This window comes from Halomonas sp. FeN2 (genome assembly GCF_020595105.1).
Lineage (GTDB): Bacteria > Pseudomonadota > Gammaproteobacteria > Pseudomonadales > Halomonadaceae > Vreelandella > Vreelandella neptunia.
In genome coordinates this window covers 2843344-2870298 of record NZ_CP074200.1, presented here as the reverse complement: position 1 = coordinate 2870298, position 26955 = coordinate 2843344, and the positions used below count along the sequence as shown (strand labels likewise).

General features: G+C 52.9%; 26 protein-coding genes and 1 other RNA gene. 10 read left to right on the top strand and 17 right to left on the bottom strand.

What is annotated here, in order from left to right:
* Positions 1-132: 132 nt before the first annotated feature.
* Both dnaK and grpE read right to left on the bottom strand, forming a co-directional pair.
* Positions 133-2067, bottom strand: a complete 1935-nt coding sequence (gene dnaK / locus KF947_RS13240; RefSeq protein ID WP_227404165.1) for a molecular chaperone DnaK — start codon at positions 2065-2067, stop codon at positions 133-135.
* A 157-nt stretch (positions 2068-2224) separates the two neighbouring features.
* Entirely contained in the window at positions 2225-2866 is a 642-nt protein-coding gene (gene grpE / locus KF947_RS13235) for a nucleotide exchange factor GrpE (RefSeq protein WP_223288906.1), read from the bottom strand.
* A gap of 210 nt (positions 2867-3076) precedes the next feature.
* On the opposite strand from grpE, the gene recN reads away from it, so the two are divergent.
* Positions 3077-4750: a DNA repair protein RecN gene (gene recN, locus KF947_RS13230; RefSeq protein WP_227404164.1), complete on the top strand. Its 1674-nt coding sequence runs from the start codon at positions 3077-3079 to the stop codon at positions 4748-4750.
* A gap of 206 nt (positions 4751-4956) precedes the next feature.
* On the opposite strand, the gene fur is transcribed toward recN, so the two are convergent.
* Positions 4957-5409: a ferric iron uptake transcriptional regulator gene (gene fur, locus KF947_RS13225; RefSeq protein WP_007111850.1), complete on the bottom strand. Its 453-nt coding sequence runs from the start codon at positions 5407-5409 to the stop codon at positions 4957-4959.
* Positions 5410-5481: 72 nt separating this feature from the next.
* On the opposite strand from fur, the gene bamE reads away from it, so the two are divergent.
* The gene (gene bamE, locus KF947_RS13220) at positions 5482-5940 is read left to right on the top strand and encodes an outer membrane protein assembly factor BamE (protein WP_227404163.1); all 459 of its coding nucleotides are present in this window, start codon (positions 5482-5484) and stop codon (positions 5938-5940) included.
* A 7-nt stretch (positions 5941-5947) separates the two neighbouring features.
* Here bamE and KF947_RS13215 read toward each other — a convergent pair whose 3' ends face one another.
* Positions 5948-6265, bottom strand: coding sequence for an RnfH family protein (locus KF947_RS13215; protein WP_133731610.1), 318 nt, complete (start codon positions 6263-6265; stop codon positions 5948-5950).
* Positions 6255-6689 carry a type II toxin-antitoxin system RatA family toxin gene (locus KF947_RS13210; protein WP_088702172.1) on the bottom strand — a complete coding sequence of 145 codons (435 nt, stop codon included), beginning with the start codon at positions 6687-6689 and terminating at the stop codon, positions 6255-6257. Before KF947_RS13210 ends, KF947_RS13215 begins: the two co-directional genes overlap by 11 nt.
* A 125-nt stretch (positions 6690-6814) precedes the next feature.
* On the opposite strand from KF947_RS13210, the gene smpB reads away from it, so the two are divergent.
* Both smpB and ssrA read left to right on the top strand, forming a co-directional pair.
* A complete protein-coding gene (smpB, locus tag KF947_RS13205) occupies positions 6815-7306 on the top strand; it encodes an SsrA-binding protein SmpB (protein ID WP_008958772.1) in 492 nt (163 codons plus the stop codon).
* A gap of 45 nt (positions 7307-7351) precedes the next feature.
* Positions 7352-7732: a transfer-messenger RNA gene (gene ssrA, locus KF947_RS13200) on the top strand.
* A 366-nt stretch (positions 7733-8098) separates the two neighbouring features.
* On the opposite strand, the gene KF947_RS13195 is transcribed toward ssrA, so the two are convergent.
* Positions 8099-8374 (bottom strand): hypothetical protein, encoded by a 276-nt coding sequence (locus KF947_RS13195; protein ID WP_227404162.1) that lies wholly within the window; start codon positions 8372-8374, stop codon positions 8099-8101.
* Between the two features lie 559 nt (positions 8375-8933).
* Between KF947_RS13195 and KF947_RS13190 the strand changes: the two genes are divergently transcribed.
* Together KF947_RS13190 and KF947_RS13185 are read left to right on the top strand one after the other, a co-directional pair.
* Positions 8934-9914 carry an Abi family protein gene (locus KF947_RS13190; RefSeq protein WP_227404161.1) on the top strand — a complete coding sequence of 327 codons (981 nt, stop codon included), beginning with the start codon at positions 8934-8936 and terminating at the stop codon, positions 9912-9914.
* Positions 9915-10038: 124 nt separating this feature from the next.
* Positions 10039-11151, top strand: a complete 1113-nt coding sequence (locus tag KF947_RS13185) for a hypothetical protein (protein WP_227404160.1) — start codon at positions 10039-10041, stop codon at positions 11149-11151.
* 71 nt (positions 11152-11222) lie between these two features.
* Here the strand turns inward: KF947_RS13185 and KF947_RS13180 are convergent, their stop codons facing one another.
* The 3 genes from KF947_RS13180 to KF947_RS13170 all read right to left on the bottom strand — a co-directional run bounded on the left by KF947_RS13180 (position 11223) and on the right by KF947_RS13170 (position 13321).
* Positions 11223-11816 (bottom strand): hypothetical protein, encoded by a 594-nt coding sequence (locus KF947_RS13180; RefSeq protein WP_227404159.1) that lies wholly within the window; start codon positions 11814-11816, stop codon positions 11223-11225.
* Positions 11817-12094: 278 nt separating this feature from the next.
* Positions 12095-12850, bottom strand: coding sequence for a metal-binding protein ZinT (locus KF947_RS13175; RefSeq protein ID WP_227404158.1), 756 nt, complete (start codon positions 12848-12850; stop codon positions 12095-12097).
* A gap of 264 nt (positions 12851-13114) precedes the next feature.
* Positions 13115-13321: a cold-shock protein gene (locus tag KF947_RS13170; RefSeq protein ID WP_007111857.1), complete on the bottom strand. Its 207-nt coding sequence runs from the start codon at positions 13319-13321 to the stop codon at positions 13115-13117.
* A 369-nt stretch (positions 13322-13690) separates the two neighbouring features.
* Between KF947_RS13170 and KF947_RS13165 the strand changes: the two genes are divergently transcribed.
* A complete protein-coding gene (locus tag KF947_RS13165) occupies positions 13691-14647 on the top strand; it encodes a calcium/sodium antiporter (RefSeq protein ID WP_227404157.1) in 957 nt (318 codons plus the stop codon).
* An 85-nt stretch (positions 14648-14732) separates the two neighbouring features.
* Positions 14733-15290 (top strand): hypothetical protein, encoded by a 558-nt coding sequence (locus tag KF947_RS13160; protein WP_227404156.1) that lies wholly within the window; start codon positions 14733-14735, stop codon positions 15288-15290.
* Between the two features lie 9 nt (positions 15291-15299).
* Here KF947_RS13160 and KF947_RS13155 read toward each other — a convergent pair whose 3' ends face one another.
* Both KF947_RS13155 and KF947_RS13150 read right to left on the bottom strand, forming a co-directional pair.
* Positions 15300-17099: a TRAP transporter permease gene (locus KF947_RS13155; RefSeq protein WP_227404155.1), complete on the bottom strand. Its 1800-nt coding sequence runs from the start codon at positions 17097-17099 to the stop codon at positions 15300-15302.
* 96 nt (positions 17100-17195) lie between these two features.
* Positions 17196-18173, bottom strand: a complete 978-nt coding sequence (locus KF947_RS13150; RefSeq protein ID WP_227404154.1) for a TAXI family TRAP transporter solute-binding subunit — start codon at positions 18171-18173, stop codon at positions 17196-17198.
* Between the two features lie 450 nt (positions 18174-18623).
* On the opposite strand from KF947_RS13150, the gene nhaD reads away from it, so the two are divergent.
* Complete coding sequence (gene nhaD / locus KF947_RS13145) at positions 18624-20102, top strand: sodium:proton antiporter NhaD (RefSeq protein WP_227404153.1); 1479 nt, start codon at positions 18624-18626, stop codon at positions 20100-20102.
* Between the two features lie 70 nt (positions 20103-20172).
* Here nhaD and KF947_RS13140 read toward each other — a convergent pair whose 3' ends face one another.
* The 5 genes from KF947_RS13140 to KF947_RS13120 form a co-directional block, all read right to left on the bottom strand.
* Positions 20173-22011, bottom strand: coding sequence for a putative bifunctional diguanylate cyclase/phosphodiesterase (locus KF947_RS13140; protein ID WP_227404152.1), 1839 nt, complete (start codon positions 22009-22011; stop codon positions 20173-20175).
* Between the two features lie 9 nt (positions 22012-22020).
* Positions 22021-22692 carry a glutathione S-transferase gene (locus KF947_RS13135; protein WP_227404151.1) on the bottom strand — a complete coding sequence of 224 codons (672 nt, stop codon included), beginning with the start codon at positions 22690-22692 and terminating at the stop codon, positions 22021-22023.
* A gap of 151 nt (positions 22693-22843) precedes the next feature.
* Positions 22844-23419 (bottom strand): antibiotic biosynthesis monooxygenase, encoded by a 576-nt coding sequence (locus tag KF947_RS13130; protein ID WP_133731624.1) that lies wholly within the window; start codon positions 23417-23419, stop codon positions 22844-22846.
* Between the two features lie 128 nt (positions 23420-23547).
* Positions 23548-23955, bottom strand: a complete 408-nt coding sequence (locus KF947_RS13125) for a hypothetical protein (protein WP_227404150.1) — start codon at positions 23953-23955, stop codon at positions 23548-23550.
* Between the two features lie 7 nt (positions 23956-23962).
* Positions 23963-24190 carry a DUF2835 family protein gene (locus KF947_RS13120; protein WP_133731734.1) on the bottom strand — a complete coding sequence of 76 codons (228 nt, stop codon included), beginning with the start codon at positions 24188-24190 and terminating at the stop codon, positions 23963-23965.
* 142 nt (positions 24191-24332) lie between these two features.
* Between KF947_RS13120 and KF947_RS13115 the strand changes: the two genes are divergently transcribed.
* On the top strand, positions 24333-24974 hold the full coding sequence (locus tag KF947_RS13115; protein WP_133731626.1) for a putative metalloprotease CJM1_0395 family protein: 642 nt from the start codon (positions 24333-24335) through the stop codon (positions 24972-24974).
* Here KF947_RS13115 and KF947_RS13110 read toward each other — a convergent pair.
* Positions 24971-26689: a putative bifunctional diguanylate cyclase/phosphodiesterase gene (locus KF947_RS13110; protein ID WP_227406295.1), complete on the bottom strand. Its 1719-nt coding sequence runs from the start codon at positions 26687-26689 to the stop codon at positions 24971-24973. The genes KF947_RS13115 and KF947_RS13110 overlap by 4 nt on opposite strands.
* Between the last annotated feature and the right edge of the window lie 266 nt (positions 26690-26955).

The window sequence follows — 26955 nt, the reverse complement described above, 5'->3', positions numbered from 1 at the left end:
AACTGCACATTTAGCCATGTATTCAACTGTATATTTAACTACGTGATACTTAACTACGTGCGTCTTGGCCGCGGAAACAGCAACGCGGGAGTAAGCTCCCGCGTCACCGCTTTCCTTGGCAGAAAGAGGATGTTACTGCTTTTTCTGATCGTCGTTGACTTCTTCGTACTCGGCGTCAACCACGTCTTCTTCCGGCTTGGTACCCGCGTTCTCGGCACCCTCACCGCCCTCTTGCTGAGCCGCTTCGGCCTGCTCGGCGTACATCTTCTGGGCTAGCTGGCCAGAGGCTTCGGTCAGTGCATCCAGTTTCTTCTGAATGTTGTCGACGTCGTCACCTTTAACCGCTTCTTCCAGCTCGCTGATGGCCGTTTCAATCGCCTGCTTCTCGTCGTCAGTCGCTTTGTCGCCAGCTTCTTCCAACGTTTTACGCGTGGCGTGAATCATGCCGTCAGCTTGGTTACGCAGTTGCACCAGCTCTTCGAACTTTTTGTCCTCTTCGGCGTGAGCTTCGGCATCACGCACCATCTGCTCGACTTCTTCCTCGGACAGACCGCTAGACGCCTTGATGACAATCGACTGCTCTTTGCCAGTGGCCTTGTCTTTCGCCGATACGTTCAGGATACCGTTGGCATCCAAGTCAAAGGCGACTTCGATCTGCGGCACACCGCGCGGCGCGGGCGGAATGTCGGCGAGGTCAAAGCGACCCAGCGACTTATTCTGCGATACTTGCTTACGCTCGCCCTGAACGGCGTGAATGGTCACCGCCGTCTGGTTGTCATCCGCGGTTGAGAAGGTTTGCGTCTTCTTGGTCGGGATGGTGGTGTTCTTGTCGATCAGCGGCGTCATCACGCCACCCAGGGTTTCGATACCCAGGGTAAGCGGAGTAACGTCGAGCAGCAGAACGTCTTTAACATCGCCACCCAGTACGCCGCCCTGAATCGCTGCACCCACGGCAACCGCTTCATCCGGGTTAACGTCTTTGCGTGCTTCTTTACCGAAGAAGTCAGCGGCTTTCTTCTGCACCATCGGCATACGTGTCTGGCCACCGACCAGGATCACTTCGTCGATTTCAGAAGCAGATAGGCCTGCATCTTTCAGCGCCATTTTGCACGGCTCAAGCGAGCGCTGAACCAGCTCTTCTACCAGCGACTCCAGCTTGGCGCGTGTCACCTTGACGTTCAGGTGTTTCGGGCCAGTGTTGTCGGCGGTGATGTAAGGCAGGTTCACATCAGTCTGCTGGGCGCTGGAAAGCTCAATTTTGGCTTTCTCGGCGGCTTCTTTCAGACGCTGCATGGCCAGGTTGTCGCCGGACAGGTCAATGCCGCTGTCAGACTTGAACTGGTCTACCAGGTAGTTGATCAGCGCCAAGTCGAAATCTTCGCCGCCCAGGAAGGTGTCACCGTTGGTGGCCAACACTTCAAACTGAGTTTCGCCGTCAACGTCAGCAATTTCGATGATAGAGATATCGAAGGTTCCGCCACCCAGGTCGTAGACCGCGATGGTTTTGTCGCCGCGCGACTTGTCCATACCGTAGGCCAGTGCGGCAGCGGTTGGCTCGTTAATAATGCGCTTAACGTCCAGACCGGCAATGCGGCCGGCGTCTTTGGTCGCTTGACGCTGGCTGTCGTTGAAGTAAGCCGGTACGGTAATGACCGCTTCGGTGACCGCTTCGCCCAGGTAGTCTTCGGCGGTCTTCTTCATTTTCTTCAGCACTTCCGCGCTTACCTGCGGCGGTGCCATTTTTTTGCCTTTTACTTCAACCCAAGCGTCACCGTTATCAGCTTCGCTGATTTTGTACGGCACCATCTTGATGTCTTTCTGGACAACGTCGTCTTTAAAGCGACGGCCAATCAGACGCTTGATGGCGTACAGGGTGTTTTCTGGGTTAGTAACGGCCTGACGTTTAGCCGCCTGACCGACCAGCGTTTCACCATCATCGGTATAAGCGATGATAGACGGCGTCGTACGGCCGCCTTCGGCGTTTTCAATAACTTTAGCGCTGTCACCATCGAGCACGGCCACACAAGAGTTAGTGGTGCCCAGGTCGATACCAATTATACGTCCCATAGCAATACCTCGAATTCGGTTGTTACAAAACTGAAAATTTAGTCTTTAAAGCTTGTCTGCGGGTTTCCCCGCGGGGTTGCTCTTTATTTGGGGGCCGCCGCTGACATTTCAAGGGCTTTTTTCACACTCTTATTTCAAACTCTGTGCCGCCAGTGGCTTAATCGGCTTTTTTACTCACTACAACCATTGCCGGGCGCACCAGGCGTCCATTGAGCAAATAGCCTTTCTGCATAACGTCCATCACGGTGTTCGGATCGAGATCCGGGTTAGGCACCATGGTCATGGCTTCGTGCACCTGGGGGTCGAAGGGCTCACCGTGTGGCTCAATGCTTTCAACGCCGAACTTATTGAGCACATCCAGCTGCATCTTCAAGGTCATGGAGACACCTTCGCGGTGAACTTCCGATGCCCCCTCTTCCATGGTCTCAAGTGCTTTTTCCAGGCTATCCACCACCGGCAGCAGCTCTTTAACGAACTTTTCCAGGGCAAACTTGCGCGCTTTCTCGGCCTCCTGCTCAGCACGGCGGCGCACGTTTTGCGCTTCAGCGGCGGCGCGCAGGGCTTGATCCTTGGCTTCGGCCAAGCTCTGCTCTAACTCGCCCACTTGGGCTGCCAGCATTTCCGCTTCCGGGTTGTCGACGCTGTCCTCTAGCGCCTCTTCGTCATTGATCAATCCTTCCAACTCACCCTCCATCAAGCGCTCTTCAGCGACCTTCTCAGCCGCTTGTTCAGCGCCTTCGGCTTCATGCTCGTGGCGGGCCAGCTCATCGTCCATTGGTGTTTGCGGTTCTTTCGCCATGTTGTGCTCCTAAAAAGTAGAGCGCGGCCACGCGGGCGGCGCGCAAAGAAGTAAGCTTTAAGTCACTAGCTTTGACTGATCATGCACGCTATATGGGGGCCATAAATTCCATCTCAAGAGGTGCATTGAAGTGAGTTATTAACTACTGTATAAATCAACAACTATTGGATAAGTATCCAGCTTCTATGCTGTATCGCCTCAGGAGGCGCCATGCTTACTCAGCTAGCTATTCAAGATTTCGCCATTGTCGATCACTTGGAACTCGACTTGACCGGCGGTATGACTGCGATTACCGGGGAAACCGGCGCGGGCAAATCGATCCTGTTAGGCGCCCTCGGGCTCTGCCTGGGCGAGCGTGCCGACGCTGGAAGTGTGCGCCACGGCCGGGAGCGTACGGATCTCTCCGCACGTTTCGATATTCAGCACCTGCCCGCCGCCGTCGAGTGGCTAACGGCACGGGAGCTCCCAGCAGAAGAGTGCTTGCTGCGCCGCGTGGTCACCGCCAACGGCCGCTCCAAGGCGTGGATTAACGGCCACCCCGCGACTATCTCTGACTTAAAATCCCTCGGCGAGCAGCTGATTCAGATTCATGGACAGCATGCCCACCATGCGCTGATGCGTGAAGAGACCCACCTCGCCCTGCTGGACGATTACGCCGGCCTAAACGATGCCACCGCTCAATTAGCCGAAACGTTCCGGGAGTGGCGCAGCGCGCGTCGTCAGTTGAAGAAGCTAAGCGAAGAAGGCAGTGAAGTTGAGGCCAAACGGCAGTTGCTGCGCTACCAAGTAGAAGAACTGGATCAGCTCGGTTTAGCGGAGGGTGAATTAACCACGCTAGAAGAGGAGCAGCACACCCTGGCTCACGCGGAAGAGACCCTGCGCGAAACCCAGTTTGCCGCCGACTGCTGCGCCAGCGACGAGGGCGGCGCGCTCTCTTTGCTCAACCAAGCGTTCGCCCACTTAAGTGCGCTGCCAGGCAGTGACAAAGGCACCCTGGCAAACACCCTTGCCATGCTGAGCGATGCGCGCATTCAAGTGGAAGAGGCCTCCAGCGAACTCAATCGCCTTGCCAGCACCACCGAATTAGACCCTGAGCGGCTCGCCTGGGTTGAAGAGCGAATGACCGACGTCCATCGAATTGCCCGCAAGCACCACGTTGCTCCTGAAGAGCTATGCGCCCTGCATGCTGAGCTACAGCGGGAAGTCGCGCAGCTAGAAGAGGGTGGCAATGACCTGGAGGCACTCAGTGCACGGGTTGTCGAGCTACGCGAGAGCTACCGCCAAGGGGCAAAAAAACTCAGCGAGAGCCGTCAAAAAGCCGCGCTTCGCTTGGGTAAAGAGGTGCAGCAGCAGCTGGGCTTTTTGGCCATGGGCAAAGCTCATTTTGAAGTGGAAGTCACCGCGAAAGACGCGCCCTCCCCTGAAGGCCTTGATCGCGTGCAGTTTTTGATTAGCGCCAACCCCGGCCAGCCCGCTCGCCCATTGACCAAAGTCGCCTCCGGCGGTGAGTTGTCACGGATTAGTCTGGCGATTCAAGTGGTCGCGGCGACGCACTCAACGGTGCCCAGCCTGGTGTTTGACGAAGTGGATGTGGGTATCTCGGGGGCCACCGCAGAGATCGTTGGCCAACTACTGCGCAAACTGGGCGAAAACGGCCAGGTCATGACCGTGACCCACCTCCCTCAGGTGGCAGCACAGGCGCACCAGCACCTGCATATCGAGAAACAGGCGAAGCGCGATACAACGCTGACCCAGATGGCGCTACTCGACGAGCAGGGGCGCATCAGCGAACTGGCGCGTATGCTGGGCGGTGTCACGCTTTCTGACCAAACCCTCGCCCACGCACGGGAAATGCTGCACGCCAGCCAGCGCCCGCCGCACTGATTGAGCGGGTGACTTACGCCGCCTCTGTGCATGGCGATAGCGCATAGCTATACAGCACACCTGCAGATAGCAAAACAAACGCCCCTGAACCACTTGGCGAATTCAGTTAACAGCTTCTGTTAACCAGGAATTCGGCCAAATGGCTCAGGGGCGCTTATATTTCGAACCGCGATTCACGGTCTGCGACTAACGGCGACCTACGAACGCTATTTCTTGTTCGTCGGCCCGCTGTCCTGTCGCGTCACGTCGGAACCGCGCGGACGCACATAGAGCACCAGAGCATGATCCACTAATTCGTAGCCGTGCTCTTCAGCGATTTCTTGCTGACGGCGCTCAATGATTTCATCAACGAACTCAATGATTTCGCCGCTTTCAAGGCACACCATGTGGTCATGGTGATCCTCTTGGGTCATCTCGAATACCGCATGGCCTCCGTCGAAATTATGACGAATTACCAAGCCCGCTGACTCAAACTGAGTCAATACGCGGTATACGGTTGCCAAGCCAACATCTTCGCCCGCATCAATCAGTGTTTTGTACACTTCTTCCGCGCTAAGGTGGTGCTGACCCGAAACATTTTCGAGAATTTGAAGTATCTTGACGCGCGGCAGGGTCACTTTTAGACCGGCTTTGCGCAATTCATGGTTCTGATCGGCCATGGTCGCTCTTCGCAGTAACTGGTTAGGTCGGGTATGATCAACCGAAACCACGATAGTGAAGAATAGGCCCAAATGCAAAAATTGACTCAAATCATCACGCTCTCCGTTGCCCTTACCGTCATTAGCGGCTGTAGCTACGTAGGCGTGTACAAGCGCGATATCCCCCAAGGCAACCTGGTCACTCAAGAGATGGTCAGCCAGCTTCAACCAGGCATGACCCAAGAGCAGGTGACTTACGTAATGGGCAGGCCATTGCTGGAAGCGCCCTTTGACGCCAGCCAGTGGGATTATGTGTTCCGTTTAGATAAAGCGTATGGCGATGTTGAGCAGCGTCGCGTAACGCTCACCTTCGATCCCCAGGGTCGCTTGGTGAACATTGAGCAAGAGGGAGATCTATCCAAAGAGCTACCGCTTGAAGGCGAGAGCAGCATGGGGCCCGCAACGGAAGGCGTTGACCCAATGGATGCCCTCCCTACAGAGAGCTCCCAGACGCGGCCACCCGAGGGCACACAGCCTGTTCAGCAGTTTTAAAAGCGGGTTAACGCTTCGGGTCGCTCGCTTGGCGCTTAGCGCGCTCTAGGCGAGCGGCCTTGGGGTCAATCGCCAACGGTCGGTAGACTTCGACCCGATCCCCGTCGCGTAATAGATGGGTATCGGGTTCGCGTAGCGCTTTACCGAAGATGCCCAGCGGCGCTTGAGCAAAGGTCTCGCCGGGCACATCAGGAAAGAGCGTGGGCAAATCGGCCAGGGCAACGGCCTGACGTGCGGTAGTGCCCTCAGGCACGCGCAGAGCCACTATGCGCTGTTTGGATGGCAACGCAAAGGCTACCTCAACCGTAAGCGCCTCAGCGCCCATACAGCTCGTTTGCGCGCTTGGTGAAGGCATCGACTAGCTGGCCAGCGATTTGCTGAAAGAGTTTTCCGAACGCCATACCAAGCAGCCGGTTGGCGAACTCGAACTCCATCTCTAGGCTCACTTTGCAGGCATCCTCCCCCATGGGGATAAATAGCCAGCGTCCTTTAAGCCGCTTGAACGGCCCTTTTACCAGCGACAGCTCTATACGCTCGGGCGCAAAAAGTTCGTTGCGAGTGGTAATGGTTTGCTCGACACCGGCGCGACCCAGGGTCATTTCGCCGATCAGATGTACATCATCATGTTCGAGCAAGCGCGCCTGGCGGCAGCCTGGCAAAAACTCCGGGTAGCGTTCGAAGTCGTTAACCAGATCGAACATTTTCTGGGGGGTGTGCCGCACTAAGGCGGAACGATTGACGGTTGGCATTGACCTCTCCGCTGACTTCACAGTGCCCAAAGCGTATCATGGGAAACATTTTTCAGACCCTAAATGGTATCACGCCTCCCCAAATAACGAAGGGGAAGCCACTGACAGATTAATTATGAGGTTCCATGGCCACTAAGAAAGGTAACAGTAAGGGCCCCGGTAGCAGCGTTATTGCCCAAAACAAGAAGGCACGGTTTGAGTATCATATCGATGAGACCTTCGAGGCGGGGCTATCGCTGGCTGGCTGGGAAGTGAAAAGCCTGCGCGCCGGTAAGGCTCAGCTGACCGATACCTATATTTTGGTTCGTAACGGCGAAGCGTTTCTGCTGGGTAGTCATATCATGCCGCTGAATACCGCGAGCACCCACGAGATTGCTGACCCGACGCGCACCCGCAAACTGCTGCTGCATCGCAAAGAGATCGCCAAAATCTTTTCGATCACCCAGGACAAAGGCCACACCTGTGTGCCCCTTAAGCTTTACTGGAAGCGCAATAAAGTGAAGTGCGAGCTGGCACTGGTGACCGGTAAACAGCTGCATGACAAACGCGCGACAGAAAAAGATCGCGACTGGAGCCGCCAAAAAGGTCGAATTATGCGGGAACATAACAAGGCATAACTGGTCAATCAGGTGTGAGCACGTTAGAATGCTCACCTGAAATAAGGGGGCGACATGGTTTCGACGCCGGTGACAACCCTTGCGGTGCATGCCGAGAGCGTGATGTATCTCGTAAATCCCACATCACGAAAAAATAGTCGCAAATGACGAAAACTACGCTCAAGGCGCGCTAGCAGCTTAAACACTGTTAGCTTCTTGTCTGGCCCCAAGGTGATGTGCCTATTCATCACTGCGGGGATACGAGCTAAAGCTGATAGGATCGCGTTTGGTGGTGTCTTCTCGCCAAGCGCTAAACTTTAGAAGACTCGCGTGGCTGAATCCTGACCGTCGGAGTCAGTCGCGCTAAACTAAATGACGGAATCTAAGCATGTAGAGCCAATAGGCGCGTGCTGGCGGACGCGGGTTCAATTCCCGCCGCCTCCACCACCTTACTATACAAATCAAGCACCTACGGGTGCTTTTTTTGTGCCTGGGGGCTGTAAAAGGGCCTGTTTAGGCATAGTGTGGTCAGCTTTTTGGTCAACATTTTTCAGTTATATTTTAGCAAAAGCGGATTAGTCAGTTCATTGCCCTACCCCTTATGCCGACTCATTGACCAATGTGCTCACTTACGGCCCATATCTTTTCGGCAATGTGCGAGGTGCCAGTCTACGGTCGTTTTTCGAAGGCAAATTTCGGCCAAGTGCGGGCTTTAAGGCGATATTGATATAACACCTTCATCATGTGTGGCTTTGGAATGGAGGCTAAGCCGCTATGGAAAAGCCGCCTCCGTGCCTGCGATTATTAAAACCGCTAGTTTTCACAAACCACCTTAAGAGGCAGGCCGTCTTTGAGAGCGTAGTACTCTGTACAGACTTCACCTTCAATGGTGACTTTCCTGGTTCCATGGTCAAAAAAGTACATTGCTTCGGAAATGCCTAACCATCCATCTTGATTCAAATCCATATCAGCATATGTGAACGGTACGCGCGCGAACCAAAAGGCTATTACAGTCACAAGAAGCAACACTGAAACGATACCCAAGCCAATTACCACGCCCGATAGTTTTAACAGTTTATTAGCGTTCATACGTGTCTTCCTGGCAACAAATAACCTAATCATCTACCTGTATATCTGAAATTTATAAAAAACCATCTCTGCGATACACTTTGCCAGAAATATACGCATTGTACTTATATACCCGAACTCGGTGGATACTCGCTCAGGCTCGTTAACAGTCACAGTGTTGCCAGGATTTTTACCCTCATAGCCGCCTGCCAAATCAGCCATATCAAATCCACACTAGTACAGGATGCTTAAGTCGGCTGAGTATCGTAAGCTTGGACTTTAAACGCCCAACCCGCCAAACGAGCAGGATCTGCTATGAATAAGAATACCCTCAGCGCGATATTTGTAACAAGTTCATTGCCCCTGCGCTGGAGCAGATTGAGTGAGGTGTCCAAACACAGTTTCGGTAAGAGGACACCTTTACCGCCGGACGGATCAGTTACTACTTATTGCAACATCGCATCGTCCAAAACTTTGATGAGCTTATGACCTTCTGCGACCAGCTCAAGGAACGCCTGCACCAGGCCAGCGAAACCCGCTGCCAGCTGGCTGAAGCCGTCGTGGAAGGAGCCCTGAGCTAATGGTTTACAGCAGGCCATGGAAATCTTTTCCCGAGCAACTGGAGCTACTCCAATCCCGGGGCATGGTAGTCACTGATGAAGCTGCAGCTCTGGATTACCTAGCGCGTGTGGGCTACTACCGTCTAAGTGCTTACTGGTACCCCTTCCGTAAGTTCGAGCTGGAGCAAAATAGTGGAACCGGCAAGCTCTCCACGAAAGCGATGGATGCGTTTCATAAGGACACTCATTTCGTGGACGCAGTGCGCTTGTATCTTTTCGACAAGCAATTGCGCTTATGTTTGGCAGATGCATTGGAGCGAATAGAAATCTCTCTGCGGGTGGACTTATCTTACTTGCTGGGCAAGCGCAGTTCCTTCGCTCACGTGGAGAATACCAAAGCTCATTTTCATCCAGGCTTTGCCAATCGCCCCTTCCGTAAAGACAGCCAACAATCCTGCTTTGATGCTTGGCTGGTCAAGTACAGAGGATTGGTGGCTCGCTCTAAAGAAGATTTTGTACGGCACCACCACGACAACCACGGTGATGAGTTGCCGATATGGGTCGCGGTAGAGGTGTTGGATTTTGGCGCCATCTCCCAGCTGTTCAGCATGCTGAATGTGAAAGACCAATTGGCTATTGCCAATCGTTATGGAGTAAATGACTGGCAAGTATTCAAAAGCTGGCTATTTAGCTTGAGTTACTTTCGAAATCTGGTTGCGCATCACAGTCGGTTGTGGAACCGAAATATCACGTCCAAACCAAAGTTACCGAAGCGAGGCGGAATTCCGTGGTGTGACTCATTCATTGGTAACGAAGACACCCGGTTCAAACCATTTCTGCTTCTAGCAATTACCCGGATGCTGGTTAAATCCATATGTCCCAATACCCAGTGGCACAACCGACTGGCTGAGCACCTCGATCAATTTCCAGAGCTGAATTCATCAAAGAAGTTGAATTTAAGTGGGATGGGGATAACACAGGACTGGAGAGAGTGGTGGTAGAAAAAAATAAAAACCCCAGCGTAGGTTGCAAGCAACCAAGAGGCCGGGGTCGTGTTGAGATAAATACTAGGCCCTCACGTTTCGAAATACAACACTTTTAAAACCTATAAGGTAGCGAATTAACATGGCCATTGAGCAAGGCATTTGGAAACTCGCGAGCACTCCTGGCGCACTACCGCAAAAGCTACGCCCGACAGGGCTGGCGGATGAGAGCCTGCTGGAAGAACAGATTATGCAGGATGTTTCGATCCTGAATCGGGACTGGCTACTGATTGGCCGCCAGGTGCGCACTGGCTTCGACAAGTTGATTGATCTTCTTGCTGTGGATGCCAATGGCACCGTCATCGTGATTGAGCTGAAGCGCGATAAGACTCCGCGTGACGTGGTGGCTCAAGCTATTGATTACGCTTCTTGGATAGTGACGCTAGCCGACTATCAGTTGATCGATATTTACCAGCAGTTTGCCAAGCGCTATGCGCGCTCCTATGCCACGCTCGATGATGCTTTCGAGGCCAGATTTGGTATCTCGCTAGACGGTGTCACGCTCAATGAAAGCCACCAAATGGTGGTGGTCGCTACGCAGCTAGATGCCAGTAGCGAGCGGATTATTAACTATCTAAATGAGTTTGCTCAGCTATCGATTAACGCCATGTTCTTTAATGCGTTTGAGGATAATGGCAACCGCTATCTCAGTCGTGCCTGGATGATCGACCCCGACGAGCCGCCTAAACCGGTAGCCCGAAAAGCCAATAAAGAGCCCTGGAACGGTGAGTTCTATGCGTCATTTGGCGATGATAGGCCTTGGGAGCTAGCGCGGCGACTTGGCTTTATTGCAGGTGGTGGCGCTGCTTGGTATTCCAAGACCCTTTCAATGCTCTCAGAAGGAGACCTTGTGTGGGTCAACATTCCCAAAACGGGCTATGTAGGGGTCGGCGAGGTAATTGGCGAGCGCTGTCGTGCCACGGAATATCATTTTGAAACGGCAAGCGGCGCCAAAACGCTGCTAGAACTTGCTTCGGCTAGCGAGTACCCACACCTTTATCGAGTCCTTGATGACGAAGAAGAGAGCGCCGAGTACTTGGTACCAGTGCGCTGGCTTTATACGGTAGAGCGCAGCGATGCGTTCAGCGAAGTGGGTTTATTCGGCAACCAGAACACGGTCTGTAAGCCCACCACGCCTAAGTGGTCGCATACGGTCGAACGACTGAAGCAGGTATGGAATATAGCAGGGGAATGAGCACATACTCACATTGCACCGGGCCCATTGTTTGTCTAACCCACTGATGAACTTATAGCTCTATTGCTGGCTCAATTTAGCCGCTTTAAGCTCTGTTTATCATCATCGATGACTTTGAAGTAATGATGCTTTAAGTTCAGCACATAGCTATCTCGTGCATTACCCTGCTTGTCGTTAGTGCGCTGTAAATACGCATGGAGATTTTCAGGTGTACACATAGCTTTTATTTTATTGATAGTGGCCGCCCAAATTCCTTCCATTGCTTTTACTTCCGTTGTTTTCCCATAACCACTTACCATCTTTACCGCTATCCAGTTCACATGATAAAGAACGATAATGCCGGGGTATAACTGATAGTACCTATCCACATCGATTTTATTTAATGTCACCGCGTATTGAGGATCGACGCCATACTTGTGTGACTGAAAAAAGGGCGTCGTTTGGCTTTTAAGGTCAACGTATCTGCCTGATTCAGTGTGGATAAAATCGGGCACAGTTGGGTCGCTTACCTTCTCCTCATTCAGCCTCAACCCCAGCTTTTCGCCGTATAGCGTTAGAAAACGCGTCTCCAAGCGCTCCCCGTCCTTACACCACTCCAGCTTTTTTTGTAAATCGTTGTGGATAAGCTCATTGCCATCTTTGTCATAAAGCGTATAGGTGGCCATACCCGCTCCTATATTCCCTTCACTATTCCCTTCGCGCTTTTTTCGGCTAGCCCCTTATGCTCTGCCCGGTCGAGAGCGCCAAGCGCCTGAGTTAAATTTATTTAGCAATAAAATCATATCCGCTGAGAGGGGGCAATAGGCGCAGCTAAATCCAGTTTAGCCTCGATAAAGGTGGCTTAAAAAGCAAAGCGCTGGCATCTAGCCAGCGCTTTGTAACCTGCACGTATAGCGTGATACGAACCTAATGGACGGAGTTTTTTCGTATCAATCAGTGCGGCTTAATGCGAAATCATTTCTTCAACGATTTCCTCACCGCTCAACTCGGATGGGTAATACGTCGGCCAGTGGGTGACTTCCTCTAATAACGCTTGGCGATCATCACCCCAGTAGAGATGGTAGTGATGCGCATCAGTGGGGTAAATACTGTGGTCGCTAAATTGGATATATTTAGGCAGGTCTTCAGACGCTTCTTCAAGCTCATAGATAAACCGCACACCTCGGTTACCTGCTTGGTAAGTTAGAATTTCATAGCCGTCGTATTGGTATTCGCCTGATCTCTCTTCGCCACTTTCAACGAAGGTGACGCTATTGCCGTCAATGACGATACGCTCTACATCCGTTTGGTAACCGGTATCGTAATACGCTTTGTACTCTTCGGCCGTCTTGTCACCATTTTCTGCTTTATGCGCAAACACTTCGTCAAGCGTGCCATCCTGCAGGTAGGGATAAACGGACTGCCAATCGCCTTCCCAATCTGAAAGCGCACGATCCTCAACCTGCTCATCATCAAAATAGCCTGAATAGATATCGCTATCGCTATCGCTATCGTGGTCGTGGTCGTGGTCGTGGTCGTGGTCGTGGTCGTGGTCGTGGTCGTGGTCGTGGTCGTGGTCGTGGTCGTGGTCGCTATGAGTATGGTCGTGATCATGCTCATGGTCATGGCCATGATCGCTGGCGCTAACGCCTTGAACGCCCGTCAGTATCAGGGCACTCAATACAAACGCGCTGGCGGCCTTAAGTGGCAATGGTGTCATATTCGTTTTTCCTTTGGCTGCTCGTGAAACAAGTCACCAAAAAGATACAATATAACATACCAATCAATCAAGCTCGTTTTTACATTCCGCGAATAAACCCTATAAAACTAAGGAATTGATCGCAGAGCTTTTGCTGCTCTTATAGCAGGCGCAGCTATGCTTAATGGGAAATATTTTTTGGCAGGCACAAACGCATCGGGCCCCGCCTAAGCGGGGCCCGATCATCGAATCTAAACGATTCGAGAACTTAAATAATCGCTAGGATTAAGAAAGCAGCTTAATGTTTGAAGCTTGAAGGCCTTTCTGACCTTGGGTAACGTCAAAAGAGACGTTAGCGCCTTCAGGCAGAGTTTTGAAGCCATCAGACTGAATTTCAGAAAAATGAGCAAAAACGTCATCGCTGCCGTCAGAAGGAGCAATGAAACCGAAGCCTTTAGAATCGTTGAACCACTTAACTGTGCCAGTTGCCATGATATTAAATCCTTTTCGCAAGTCGCGAATTGTAGAAATCCTGGTATTACCCAGATAAATAGTGAGTAGAACAAGGAATACAATTACAGACTACCGAAAGAATTCGAATGTTTCTGGAACCATGCTTGCTTGCTAACTTACTAACTGCGCACATCCTGTCACGTAGTCAACAGCAGGTCAAAGCCTTTATGTTTTTTATTTTGTTGTTCTGCCACTTATAGCCACTTTAAAACCGCGCAAACTCCCCAAAAAAGTCGTAATCTTGCCAGTGAGCTAGGCACTACTAATTCGTCCGCCTAGCGCGCTTGGCTTGCCCGGTGAAACCCGCGTCATTCGCGACCTGGCGAGCACTTTGGAAGAGGTTTTAGCATGCTATATGGACTTAGTTTGTTGGCAGGTATCGCCCTGTTGACCCTCGGTGGGGAATCACTTATCCGCGGCGCGGTGGCTGGCGCACGAAGAGCTGGCGTCTCGCCACTGTTAACAGGGTTGGTGGTGGTGGGTTTTGGCACCTCGGCCCCTGAGCTTGTCGTCTCGATTGATGCCGCAATTAACCAGCAGCCTGACATTGCGGTTGGTAACATTGTGGGCAGCAATATCGGCAATATCTTATTGATTCTAGGCCTATGCGCGGTTATCTGCCCAATGGTGGTTCAGCCTTTAGCGCTGCGCCGGGATGGGCTGGTCGTGGTGTTGGCCAGCCTGCTGTTTATTGGGCTTTCCTTCGGCGGTGCACTGGGTCGTGTCGATGCAGCAATTTTTATAGCGGGCCTGGTTGGCTATCTTGTTTGGGCCTACTTAAGTGAAAGCCGTCAGCACATCCCCGCGGCTGAAATGCACGCCTCAGAAGCGGAGGAGATGACCAAACTCCCCACGACAGGCTGGATGATCACCGTAGCGTTAGTGGTTGGTTTGGGCATGCTGATTGGCGGATCCCAGCTACTCCTATATGGGGCCATTGGGTTGGCCCAGGCCATGGGCATTTCCGAAGCAGTCATCGGTTTAACCATCGTCGCCGTCGGCACCTCCCTGCCGGAGATGGCCGTATCGGTAATTGCTGCGTTACGCCGCCATGCGGATGTTGCCGTCGGGAATATTCTGGGCAGCAATATTTTTAACCTGCTTGGCATTCTGGGTATCTCCGCGTTTTTACAGCCGCTGCCCCTTGCGCCGCGGGTGGCCCTATTTGACCAGTGGGTAATGCTGGGAGCCGCGGGCATACTGGTGCTGTTTTTGTATACCGGTATGCGCCTGTCGCGCTGGGAGGGCGCCGTGCTGCTCGCAGGCTATGCCGCATATATAGCGTTGAGCTTTACGATCTTTTGAGATGATCTAACCGTTGATTGCGTTGAGCCAAAAGCCCATCGTTTTGGCTCAACGACTTGATTGTTTATCGCGGAGAAAAGTCATCGTGCACATTGCAACTTTGGGGCCTAGTGGCAATAACCATGAGCTGATTGCCAAGCGCTATCTCAAAATGCGCTGCTCAGGAGAAGGCAGCATTACGTTATTTACCCGCTTTGAAGATGCCTTCCACGCACTGATCAATGGCCAAGTGAGCCATGTGTTGCAGTGTACCGCGCATTTTGCCCATAGCGATTGCGTCGGCCGCTATATGCATCGCGCTTACCCTGTGGATACGTTTATTGCCGGTAGCAAGCCGCTGGCGCTGATCGCCCAGCGCACCTCTGTTAGCCCCACCCAAGTAGCGCTACAACCAGCGACCCGCTACTACACCGACTTAACAGCCTATACAGAGATCATAGACACCCCCACCACAGTGGCGGTGGCAGAAGGGCTTCTGGCAGGACGTTTTGAGGCGGGCATTTGCGCTGAAGAGGTGCTAGGGCAAGCCCCCGAGCATCTGCGTTTGGTGCAGTCACTGGGGCCTGCGCTAGATACATGGGTAGTGTTTGCCACCACCCCACTACCCGCCTCTTCGCCGTTACGGCTAGACGCTGACGGTTAAACAACGGGGCTAAACTACAAAGATCAGAATAGTTCCTCCCAGGATCAATCCACCCCGCTGCCACAGCGCTTTTCGCGCAATAACTCCGTAAGAGATAGCACCTAAACCAATCGCCACTTTCAGCGCATCCAACAAGGCGCCGAAAGGGTTAAAGGCCAGCTGAATCATCTCTGGGTTGGCCACCATGGCTAGAGGAATAATATACAACCCTATTCCTAACGCCATGGCTTTGAATGCGACTTTTAGCCAATTCTCCCCCACCATGCCCGCAGCGATAAACACGCCGCCACACACCGGCGGCGTGATCGTCGAGAGCAGCGCGTACCAAAATACAAACAGATGCGCCAAAAGCGGTTCCAAACCTAGCGAGGTCAGGGCAGGCCCAGCGACAGAGACACAAATCACATAGGCGGCGGTGGTGGGCACCTCCATGCCTAAAATCAAGCAGGCGAGCGCTGTGAGTAGCAAGGCTGGCCACAGCATGTCATTGGAGAGCGATAAAATGCCCGAAGTGATCTTGACGCCCAATCCTGTCAACGACAGCACGCCGACCACCAGTGAAGCACACAGAATAATGGAACCAATGACGGCAATCTGACGCCCAGCGGTGACCACTGCGTCGGATAAACGGTTAGCAAAGCCGGGGAGCGAAAAGCGCAGCGTCACGTTAAAGAAGAGCAGCGCAATACCGGCGAAAATCGCAATGCTGGCGGCGTACTGGGGAGTAAAACCGCCGTTAAAGATACGTTCTAACAGCAGCACGAAGGGGATGGCAAAAAACAGCGAGGTAATCAGCACCTCTTTCGCGCTGGGTCGTTCACTTTCAGCCACGGGCTTTAGATCATGCCGGGTCGCATAGGCATTAATACCCACCCAGACAGTCAAAAAGTAAAGCACCGCTGGAAGCATCGCCGCGGCCATGATTTGGGTATAGGGCGTGCCGGTCAGCTCCACCATCACGAACGCCCCCGCGCCCATTAGCGGCGGCATAATTTGCCCGCCGGAGGAAGCAACAGCTTCCACCGCACCTGCCAGCGAACGGGGGTAACGCAGCCGCACCATAGAGGGAATGGTGATTGCCCCAGTGGAAGCGACGTTGGCAGACGCCGAGCCGGAGATAGAGCCCATCAGCGCCGATGAAATCACCGCCACTTTAGCGGCCCCACCAGTGAGCCGCCCCGCCACCGCACTGGCCAGGTTCATAAAGCCCTGGCCCGCCTCTCCCGCATTGAGCACCGCACCAAAAATCACAAAAATCGCCACCACGCTGACGCTTACCCCCGTCAGCGACCCCCATAATCCGCCTTCGGCAATCGTTAGCGTACCCACCATACTGGCCAGCGGTAGCCCAGGATGACCAAAAGCGCCAGGAATATATTGGCCGAAGGCGCCATACATTAACGCCAGCAAGGCCACCAGCGGCAGAGGCCAACCGATGGCTCGACGGGCAGCCTCAAGCGCTAAAGCCATCAAAAACAGGCCAATGCCCATCTGTAGATGAGTATCAATAAAGCCGTACTGGTTGGCTAGCGCAGCTTCGTTAAATGCGATATAGCCACACGCGGCAGCACCCAATACCGTCAGCAGCCAGCCGCTGACTCGCCGCGCTGGCGTATTGGCCATATAGACCAGCACCCAAGGCAATAGCAGCGCCATATGCAGCGGTCGGCTGACCAGCGCAGGCGTTAAGCCATAAAAAATCAAGCCAAGATGGAACATTACACTGACCGCGCCTAACGCCATCCAGCCCGGCGCTAAGGAACGATCATCCTCAGGGGTCGCCGCTTGCGAAGAGGTAAAAACACGCATGCCTTGTTGCCTATCAGTACTGCATCAATACAGGACTGCCACAGCGCAAGCGCCGTGGCAGCGGGAAGATGAAAGGTGGAGGTGGGGAGAAAGCCACTAACGCAGCGCGTCAGGCACCGCAATCTCCGCTTCTTGGTAGTAACGCAGCGCCCCAGGGTGGAGCGTGCCGGTCATGTTTTCCAACATATCGGGGCTAATACTGCCCCACCAGGCAGCCTCTTCGGCCATGGCATCGCGGCGCTCCCAAAACGTCTTGGTTAGCGTATAGGCAGTGTCGTCATCCATCGCCGTTGTGGTGTAGGCAATCACCGGTAGCGACGTGGTTTCGACGTCTTGAGCCACCCCGGGGTAGGTGCCGCCGGGTATCGTTTGGCGCGGCGCACCAATCTGTTCAATCTGCTCATCGGTGAGGCTAATCAAGGTCACAGGCATGCTGGCCGCTGTCTCAATGACGTTGGGCGAGGGGAAAGAGCTAGCGGTTACAAAACCATCAATTTGACCGTTTTTAAGTGCATCGGGGCCGCTACCAATTGCCGCATCGGCAATTTGCACGCTCTCTTCCAGACCAAACAGTTCCAGGTAACGGGCCGCCTCACGGGCACCAAAGGTGCCGCGGCCAATCAATAAGTGCTTACCTTCCAGTGCGGAAATATCAGTCACGCCTTCGTCACCCGCTAACACAAAGTGCATGGTGATAGAGGGAATCGGAAACAGGCCTCGAATCTCTTGAAAACGCGGACTCTGCCGCTCGGCAAAGGCGCCCTCGCCGCCCATGGCCTGAGCGACTAACGCAGGCGGCGTGGTAAATACATAATTGCCTTGGCGAGCCATGACCTCCATCACGTTTTGCACCGAGCCCTGGCTCTCTTCCAGAGTGAGGATGATAGCGTCATCGGTTCCCTGACGGATCGCTTCTGAGAGCTCTACACCCATTTGATAATAGGCGGTACCCGCTGAAGCCGATTTATAGGTTACACGGGTTTCTGCGTAGGCGGAGAAGGCGGCACTTGTCAGCACTAACGTAGCAGCCGAGACAAAAAGCGTGCGGTGTAGGGAGCGGAAGGGATTGCGCATCGTTATATTCCTCAACGTATCCAGCGGCCGCTTCTAATCGGCCTCGTTTTTATCTTACCCAGTTGTTATATGACCAAGCTGAGAGCGTGGCGCGCATTAAAATAGCACAACTGTCCTCCGACAGGCACTCTCCGCGGTCGCCCTCCCCATGCCCGCCAGAGTGTTTTATTGACATCTAATATTAGCTTGAAAAGATATAGACTCTGAATCTTATTCAACAATGCTATGCGTCAATAGTATAATTCTTAAACCGCTATTAACTTTTTTATAAAACTATTACTGCACGATTTACCATTACCTAAAAGATTAATTTACTAAAAAAAGATGCTATTCCCTTAAGAAGAACTACTTTCGTTCGTTTTAATAAGGTATTGCGGCGCAATATAGACTGATAAAATAAGGGCGTTTTTACACCACTCCTGACAACTTAACCATGAGGAAGAACGTCACATGCCTACGTTGTGCCAACCCTCTCGCCAGCCACGATTATATCGTCGCTGGCTTTTTTTGTTAGCGGCCTTACTATTAGGCGCAAGTCCCAATGCTTTTGCAGTGACCGGTGAATTAGATCTAACGACGTCTACCGTTGGCTTTTTTGCTGTTGCGATTTTCGTCCTGGCGTATGCATTAGTCATGGCGGAAGAAAAGATCCATATGCGCAAGTCTAAGCCGGTGTTGGTGGCGGCCGGTATCATCTGGAGCCTCATCGGCTGGGTGTATGTCCAAAACGGCATGTCGGACGCGTCTGAGTACGCTTTCCGCGTCACGCTTTTGGAGTTCACCGAGCTGATGCTGTTCTTGCTGGTGGCCATGACCTACATCAACGCCATGGAAGAGCGCCGTGTCTTTGATGCGTTGCGTTCCTGGATGCTGCGCAAGGGCTTTAACTACCGAACGCTTTTTTGGCTGACCGGCGGTCTCGCCTTTGTGTTATCCCCCATCGCCGACAACCTCACCACCGCGCTGTTGATGTGTGCGGTGGTGACAAAAGTGGCCGAAGGCAACCAGCGCTATATTAACCTGGCCTGTATCAATATCGTCGTTGCCGCCAATGCCGGGGGCGCGTTTAGTCCTTTTGGCGATATCACCACCCTCATGGTATGGCAAGCAGGCATGGTAGAGTTCCAGGAGTTCTTTATCCTGTTCTTCCCCGCACTGGTCAACTTCATGATTCCAGCATGCATCATGAGCCTGTTTATTAAGGATGAAAAACCCGAAAGCGTTTATGAAGATGTGTGGATGAAACGTGGCGCCCGACGCATTGTACTGCTGTTTTTACTAACGATTGTCACCGCCGTATTGTGTCACGTTGTACTCCACCTGCCCCCGGTACTTGGCATGATGACCGGCCTGGGCTACTTGCAGTTCTTCGGTTACTACCTGCGCCGGAGCTTGCCCCGCTCCTTGGAGCGCAAGCGCGAGCGGTATAGCCGTGAAGGTGATAACCGTAAGCTGGCGCAGTTGGGTAGCGTGGTGCCGTTTGATGTTTTTAACCGCGTCGCCCGGGCTGAGTGGGATACATTGCTGTTCTTCTACGGCGTCGTTATGTGCGTTGGTGGGCTGGGTTTCATGGGCTATCTCGGCTTACTGTCAGAAGCGCTATATACCGGTTGGAACGCGACCGCGGCCAATATCGTATTAGGCATTGTTTCGGCCGTGGTGGACAACATCCCGGTGATGTTTGCGGTGCTGACCATGGAGCCCGATATGTCCCATGGCCAGTGGCTGCTGATTACCTTAACCGCTGGCGTCGGGGGCAGCTTACTATCGATAGGCTCCGCAGCCGGTGTGGCGGTAATGGGTCAGGCAAGGGGATCCTATACGTTTATGGGCCACTTACGCTGGTCGCCGGTTATTTTGCTCGGCTACATCGCCAGTATTTTGGTGCATATGTGGCTCAACGCCGATAGCTTTGCGCTTTTCAGCTAAGCCAGACAAATTGATAGGTACTACCCTTTACCCCTTTTCAGCGTGCTGGAAAGGGGTTTTGCTTTCCCTCTCAATAGGTCTCGAAAAGATATTCAATGGGCGTCGGGCGGCCAAATAGATAGCCTTGATAGCGGTAGCAGCCGTGGCCTCTCAGCCAGTCAAGCTGCTCTTTTTTCTCTACCCCTTCCGCGACCACAGTTAAACCTAAACTCACCGCAAGCAGAATCGTGGTATCGACAATTGCGGCGTCTGTTTTATCGGTCAGCAGCTCGTGAATAAACGATTGATCAATTTTCAACTCGTCCAACGGTAAGCGCTTCAGGTAACTCAGCGATGAGTAGCCGGTGCCAAAATCATCCAATGCAAAACGTATCCCCCTAGCACGCAGTTTCAACATCGTGCTGCGCACTCTCACCGGCTCGTGCATTAACAAACTCTCAGTGACTTCGAGCACCAAGCGACTCGGCGGTGCCTGGGTTTCTGCTAATAGTGCCTCAACATCCCGCACGAACTCCGGCTGTTGAAACTGCACTGAACTCACGTTGACGGAAATACTTAACGACGCATAGGTCGGCTGATGGAACCACTTCGCTAGCTGCTCGCAGGCTGACTGCAGCACCCAGTAACCGATCGGGACAATCAGCCGGTTCTCCTCCGCCAGCGGAATAAACGTCGCGGGGGATACCCAGCCACGCTGGGGATGATACCAGCGTAGCAACGCCTCAACGCCGGTAGTCACGCCTTGATGGTCGACCTGCACTTGATAGTGGAGTGCCAGTTCGTTGCGCTCGAGCGCCTGGTGTAAATCGGCTTCTAAACTGGCCCGCTCCAATACGCTGGTCTGCATCTCTGTGTTGAAAAAACACAGCGTATTGCCGCCCGTGATTTTAGCCTTCTGCAACGCCATATCAGCCTGTTGCAGCACGCTATCCATGCTGTGTTCGCCTCCTCCCGTAAACAGTGAAATACCAATACTGGCACTGATCGGTAACGAATGGCTGTTTCTCAATTGCGCAATCGTTTCTAGCAGTTGACGCGCCACGCGCTCGGCTTTTAGTGCAGCGTTCGGCTGTTGTTCGCCTAAGTTATTGATCAGCACAACAAACTCATCACTACTAAAGCGAGCCAAGGTTTCCTCTGCATCTAGCCGCTGACGTAGCTGTTCAGCAACGCTGATCAATAGCTGGTCGCCACTCTCATGGCCTTGAATGTCATTCACTAAGCGGAAATTATCCAGGTCAATCACCATTACCGCACTATAGGACGCAGCCCACTCCTCGTGCTCAATAGCGGCCGTTAGGGAATCCATCAGTAGCCGCCGGTTGGGAAGCCCTGTCAGCGAGTCATAAAAAGCCAGATAGTGGGTACGTGACTGCATTTCCAGGTAGTCAGTCAGTTCAGTCGAGATACCGCACAGGCAGGGAACTGCACCGGGTGACATGGAGAGCGGCATTTTAATCGATAAGAACGTTCTTACCCGGCTTTCGCCCTGCAAGACATGGCTCTCCTCCACAGTTACTTTCATACCCGACTCTAATACGCTGCGATCAACTTGAGTGATTTCAGCAGCGCTGCCTGCATCAAAAAACACCTCATCGCGCTTACCGATTATTTTTTCGGCAGGCAGGCCAAATAGGTCGCTAATGCGACGATTAACGTATTGATACTCTAAGGAAGGGGATTTGATATAGATAAAGGCATCGACGCTATCCAGGATAGTCGCCAGCATCTCTTTATTGGTCTGGAGTAGCGCCCGGTTATGTCGCATGCGCCGCTTGAGCAACAGGTTGCCCAGCAGCGCCAAAAGAAGGAACACAAGCAGCAAGACGATACCCCAACGCCCCAAGTAGTCGTCAACACTGCCCAACAGCTCCACTGGAAAAGCTGCAGACGCGGTAAAATAGTACATGGTGGCTGTTCACTGGCCAGGCATGGTAAGCGGGCCCGCCCGCTCGACCACTCGCTGCCAGGCAGCGTCTTTTTCAATACGCGACACAAACGCAGCGATGGCTGGATACTTTTCCAACGACTGCACGGCGGCCACTGCCTGTAGCGGAAAACTCATTTGAATATCAGCACCGCTTGGCCACGGCCCGGCAAAATTCCCCTGCGCCAGCAGATGTTGATTAATAAAGTTAAGGTGCTGCTTAAGCTGCGGTGCTAAGAAGCGCTTGCTTACCGTATCGCTAATCCCTTTAGCCAGTGGCTTAATCAGCCAGGGCGACTGTTTGGGAATTTGGCTAAACACAAGCTGCATCACCAGCAGTGGCATTAACGACCCTTCGGCATAGTGCAGCCAGTAGCGGTAATCCACCCACGCATTCATATCATCGATTGAAGGCTGACAGCGCCCCTGCCCATAGCGCTGCAACAGGTAATCAATGATGGCGCCCGATTCGGCCACGGTAAAATCGCCGTCGGTAATCACCGGTGATTTACCCAGCGGATGAATTTTTTTCAGCGAATCTGGCGCTTGCTGGGTTTTGCCATCGCGTTGGTAAACCACCAACTCGTACTCCAGCTCCAGGGCTTCAAGTAGCCATAGGATGCGGTGCGAACGAGACTTTTCCAGATGGTGAACGTGGATCATAAACTCTCCGTGGGGCTGAGTTGCGCGCCAGCATTGCACTGGCGACACTTATTCCTTTTCTAACGGCACATTAAGCTTAGTACCATATAGCCCATCATCATAGGAGCATCAGTATCAACGCTGCGTCAAAAGCAACTATTAATTAGGTGCGTTATGATCGGTGCGCGTGGCGCCAACGTGCCAGCAGATCCAACGGTGACCATTTACCTTGCAGCCAGGGCGCGAGCAAACGCATAGAGAGCGGAATAAACACAAATACCATCACTGGCGTCAGCATTAGGGTACTCACCACTACCCGCGGCAGCAGCGCCCAATCGGCCAGGACGCCACCAAATACAAGCTGAAAAATTAGCGAGATAGGAAAGAAAGCCAACCAGACAGCAACGGCCTGTTTCCAGCGCGGCGGTGCGCTGCTACCGGTTTGAAACCACGCATCCAGCCCAGTAGCCCGGTGTTCATGGGGCGCCTCATACAGGCCTTTACCGCGCGCTAACCACGCATGGCGTGAGGCAGAGTGCTCCCAAGCGGCTAAGGTTTCGCTGCTGCTAAAGCGGAAAATAATCTGGTATTCATCGTCGTCAGCCGGTGGCGCCAATACGCCGGAGCCGAGGTAGCCAGAAAAATCGGCCGCCAGTTCGCGCCCTTCATTAAGCCAACGATTAAAATCGGAGTAGCGGCCGTGCTCAACGCGACGAGCCACCATCAATGTGACAGGTGAGGCAGACATGGTATATCTCCTAATGTGTCTACAGCCAACGCCGGATAGGCAGGCTGCTTGCTTTCAAGGGGGTAACCCTGAAAGTCATAATTGCCACATTATACAAGCAATGTTGATGCCATGTTGTGAATGTTACACTATGGTCGTATACGCGGCGTAGATTCTCGCCGAGGCACGGGGCTGGGACGCTCGCCGCGTTGAAAGGCGCATACATGAACATAGATATCCACAGCGCTGCGAATGGCATCTGCTTCTTGGGGGTCGGGGTATAGTACCGGGCCGGCATACTCACCTTCGCTGCGTAGTACGGCTTCTAGCTCGGTTCGGTAACGGTCGAGCAGGTGTTCCAGGTTGATGCGTATACGATGAACTTCCAGACCAAACGCCTGACGTTGATCGGTGCGCTTAAGGATGTCCAAAGGGTTTGAAGCCGTTTCAATCAAGCTCTCTAGCGTAGCGAAAACTAACTTTTCAGCACTGTTTAAATTGGGAATAATGGAATAAATGAGGTCATTTAAAGTGATCGGTGTTCCATGGCGGTGCATAGGCAATTCAACGTCCGATTAAAGGATTAATGCTGATAAATCGGCCCTGCTCGGTAAAACTTAATCGATAAATACCGTGCACGCCGTCGCGACTTACTACTCGACGAATCGCCTCGGCCGGAAATATCACCCAACGACCATCTACGCTGCGGGTACGCACATTGGCAATACGCCCTTCGTAATGAGCCAAACACTCATCATAATTAAGATTAATAACTACATCAATGGTTTGCATAGGGTTGGCAATAAGATAGGGCTGGCATAAGAGTGCCATCGTGTCGGAAAAGTAGCGATCTAGTACTGCAAAAACTTGCACTGTCGGTATCGCTCGCTAATACTTCATGGTATCCCAACTCGTACTTAGTCGGTAATGACCTATGGCCGTTTCTTCCATTAGCACCGTTTCTTATGCTGCCTGGACATATCCTTCAGCGAATACAATGTCCCCGCGCGTTGAGCAAACAGCAAAAGGCCGTGCACTTGAAGAAGATACGGCGTCTACAGACGACCCTAAAACGACGAGCGCGAGCGAAGAGAGCAGCAGCGCCGAAGCTGGCCCCAAACGGGCAGACGGCACGCCCATGGCGCCGGAAGAGATTCAGCTACTAGATCAGCTTAAACAGACCGATCGCGAAGTTCGCCAACATGAAATGGCCCACCAAACAGTGGGCGGTGCCTATACTGGCGGCGCCAGCTATGAGTATGAAGTTGGCCCCGATGGCAAGCGGTATGCGGTTGCGGGGGAGGTACCGATCGATTACGGTCCGGTGCCCAATGACCCCCAAGCCACAATTGAAAAAATGCAGACCGTGATCGCCGCTGCCATGGCACCTGCGGATCCCTCACCAAAAGACCACCAAGTGGCCGCCCAAGCGCGCCAGTACCTGTTGGAAGCCAAGCTTGAAGCCTCCATGCAGCGCAGTGAAATGGAGCAAGCTCGCAGTGACGGTGCCGCGGTAACAGCCTCTGCAGATGAATCAGCCGCTGGCGAGCAATCTTTAGAGGAACAAGCCGCCTAATTGTCCACTAGGGCAAGTGAACTCCACTCTTCACGGCTAGGCCAATTCGCTAACCAGTTAGGTAATGCCTCTGCGGGCATCGGCCGTCCAATACCATAGCCTTGAGCTAAATCGCAGCCTAGTGCTATCAAGGCTTTGGCATGCTCTAAGGTTTCTACACCCTCTGCCAGCATGGGTCGCTTAAAGCGATTAGCCATGTAAATGACACTTTCCACAATCGCCATATCGTCCTGGTCGCTAAGCATATCGCGGACAAAGCTCTGATCGATTTTAATCAGACATACCGGTAGCTGCCGCAGGTGGGTTAAAGACGAAAACCCGGTGCCAAAATCATCAATCGCAAAACTGACTCCCAGCGACTGGCAGCGCGACATGTTTTGCAGCGCGGCCTCGATATCGTGCATCGCCGCACTCTCCAACACTTCGAGTTTGAGCATTGCTGGAGGGACATCAGGGTAGCTTGCCAATAGCTCGCCCAACCGCTGGCTAAAGTCACTCACTAACAGATGCGTTGGGCTTATATTCACATTGATCGGTAGCGCAATGCCTTGAACTTGCCACTCACTCAACTGGCGCAGCGCTCGTTCAATGACCCATTCACCAAGCTCCACTTCTAACGGTGTGGTATCGATAATGGGTAAAAACTGCCCAGGTGCAAGCAGCCCCTCTTCAGGGTGCTGCCAACGAATCAGCGCCTCAAGACCGACCACCTTGCCACTGCGCATATCGACCTGGGGCTGGTAATAAAGGCGCAGTTCATTGTTATTGAGCGCATCAATAAAGCGCTGACGCTGCTCATGGCGCACCTGTAGTAAGCGGTCATGGTTAGGGTCAAACAAGTGAAAGGTATCGCGGCCCCGCTGTTTAGCACGGTACATCGCCTGATTGGCATGGCGTAACAGCAGGTCGCCCTGAACCTGATCATTCGGATAGAGCGTTACTCCCAAGCTTGCCGTCAGGTGAATGCTCTGCCCGTCAATCATCAGCGGTTGGCGAATGGAGGCTAACAACTTCTCAAAAAAATCGTCGTCGACACCATGATGGAGTAACAGCACAAACTCATCGCCCCCCACCCGAGCCAACACATCATCCCCGAACAGCAGATGGCTTATCCGCTGCGAAAAAGAGGAAAGCAGCGCATCGCCCACGGTGGAACCCAGCCGGTCATTAATATTTTTGAAGAAGTCGATATCCAGCGAGCACACCGCCAAGGGTAGCTGTTTGGTTTCTGCATGCTGCATGGACTCTTGAATCAATTGTGTCAGTAGCTGCAGATTGGGCAGCCCCGTTAGGGCATCGAAATAGACTTCTCGATTAAGGTGGCGGGCATGGGCTGGAATGGCCGAAAGGTCAGCAAGCACAATCACATGGTGATCGATCTCACCTTGCTCATTGCGCACGCGATTAATCGACATCATGCCCGGATAAAACTGGCCATCATGGCTACGATAGCTAACCTGGCTTTTGCTACGGTCACGCAACTGCAGCTCTTCCCGCATCAACCGCGTGGTTCGGCTATCATCCAGCGGTAAAATACTGAACGCTTCTGGCGTTTTGCCCTGCACATCTCCCTGGGTGATCCCCGTTAACTCACAAAAAGCAGGGTTAACCTCCACTACCCGGTTTTCCGCATCGGTAATAATGATCGCTTCGTTGGCGTAGCAAAATACCGATTCAGCGGGTGACGCTGTATAGCGCTTAGGCGCTGTTGGCATCGTGTTCAAGCGGGGAATTGATGTTGTCAGGGAGGGCTGTTGAGACAAAGACTGCTCCTTCGATAACTTCAAGGATTCGTGCATACGTCTTTGCTCTCCTCGTCATTGTTATAGAGACATCGCCATATAGGTTCGCCGTTATATAGGGCTGTTCAAGTACAAATAATGCGATGATGAGGATAGCACGGCGGACACCCTAGGACGCCCCCGCACTACTTTGATATCTCGCACCTACTCCTGCATAGGTATATTAACACTGCTGTATA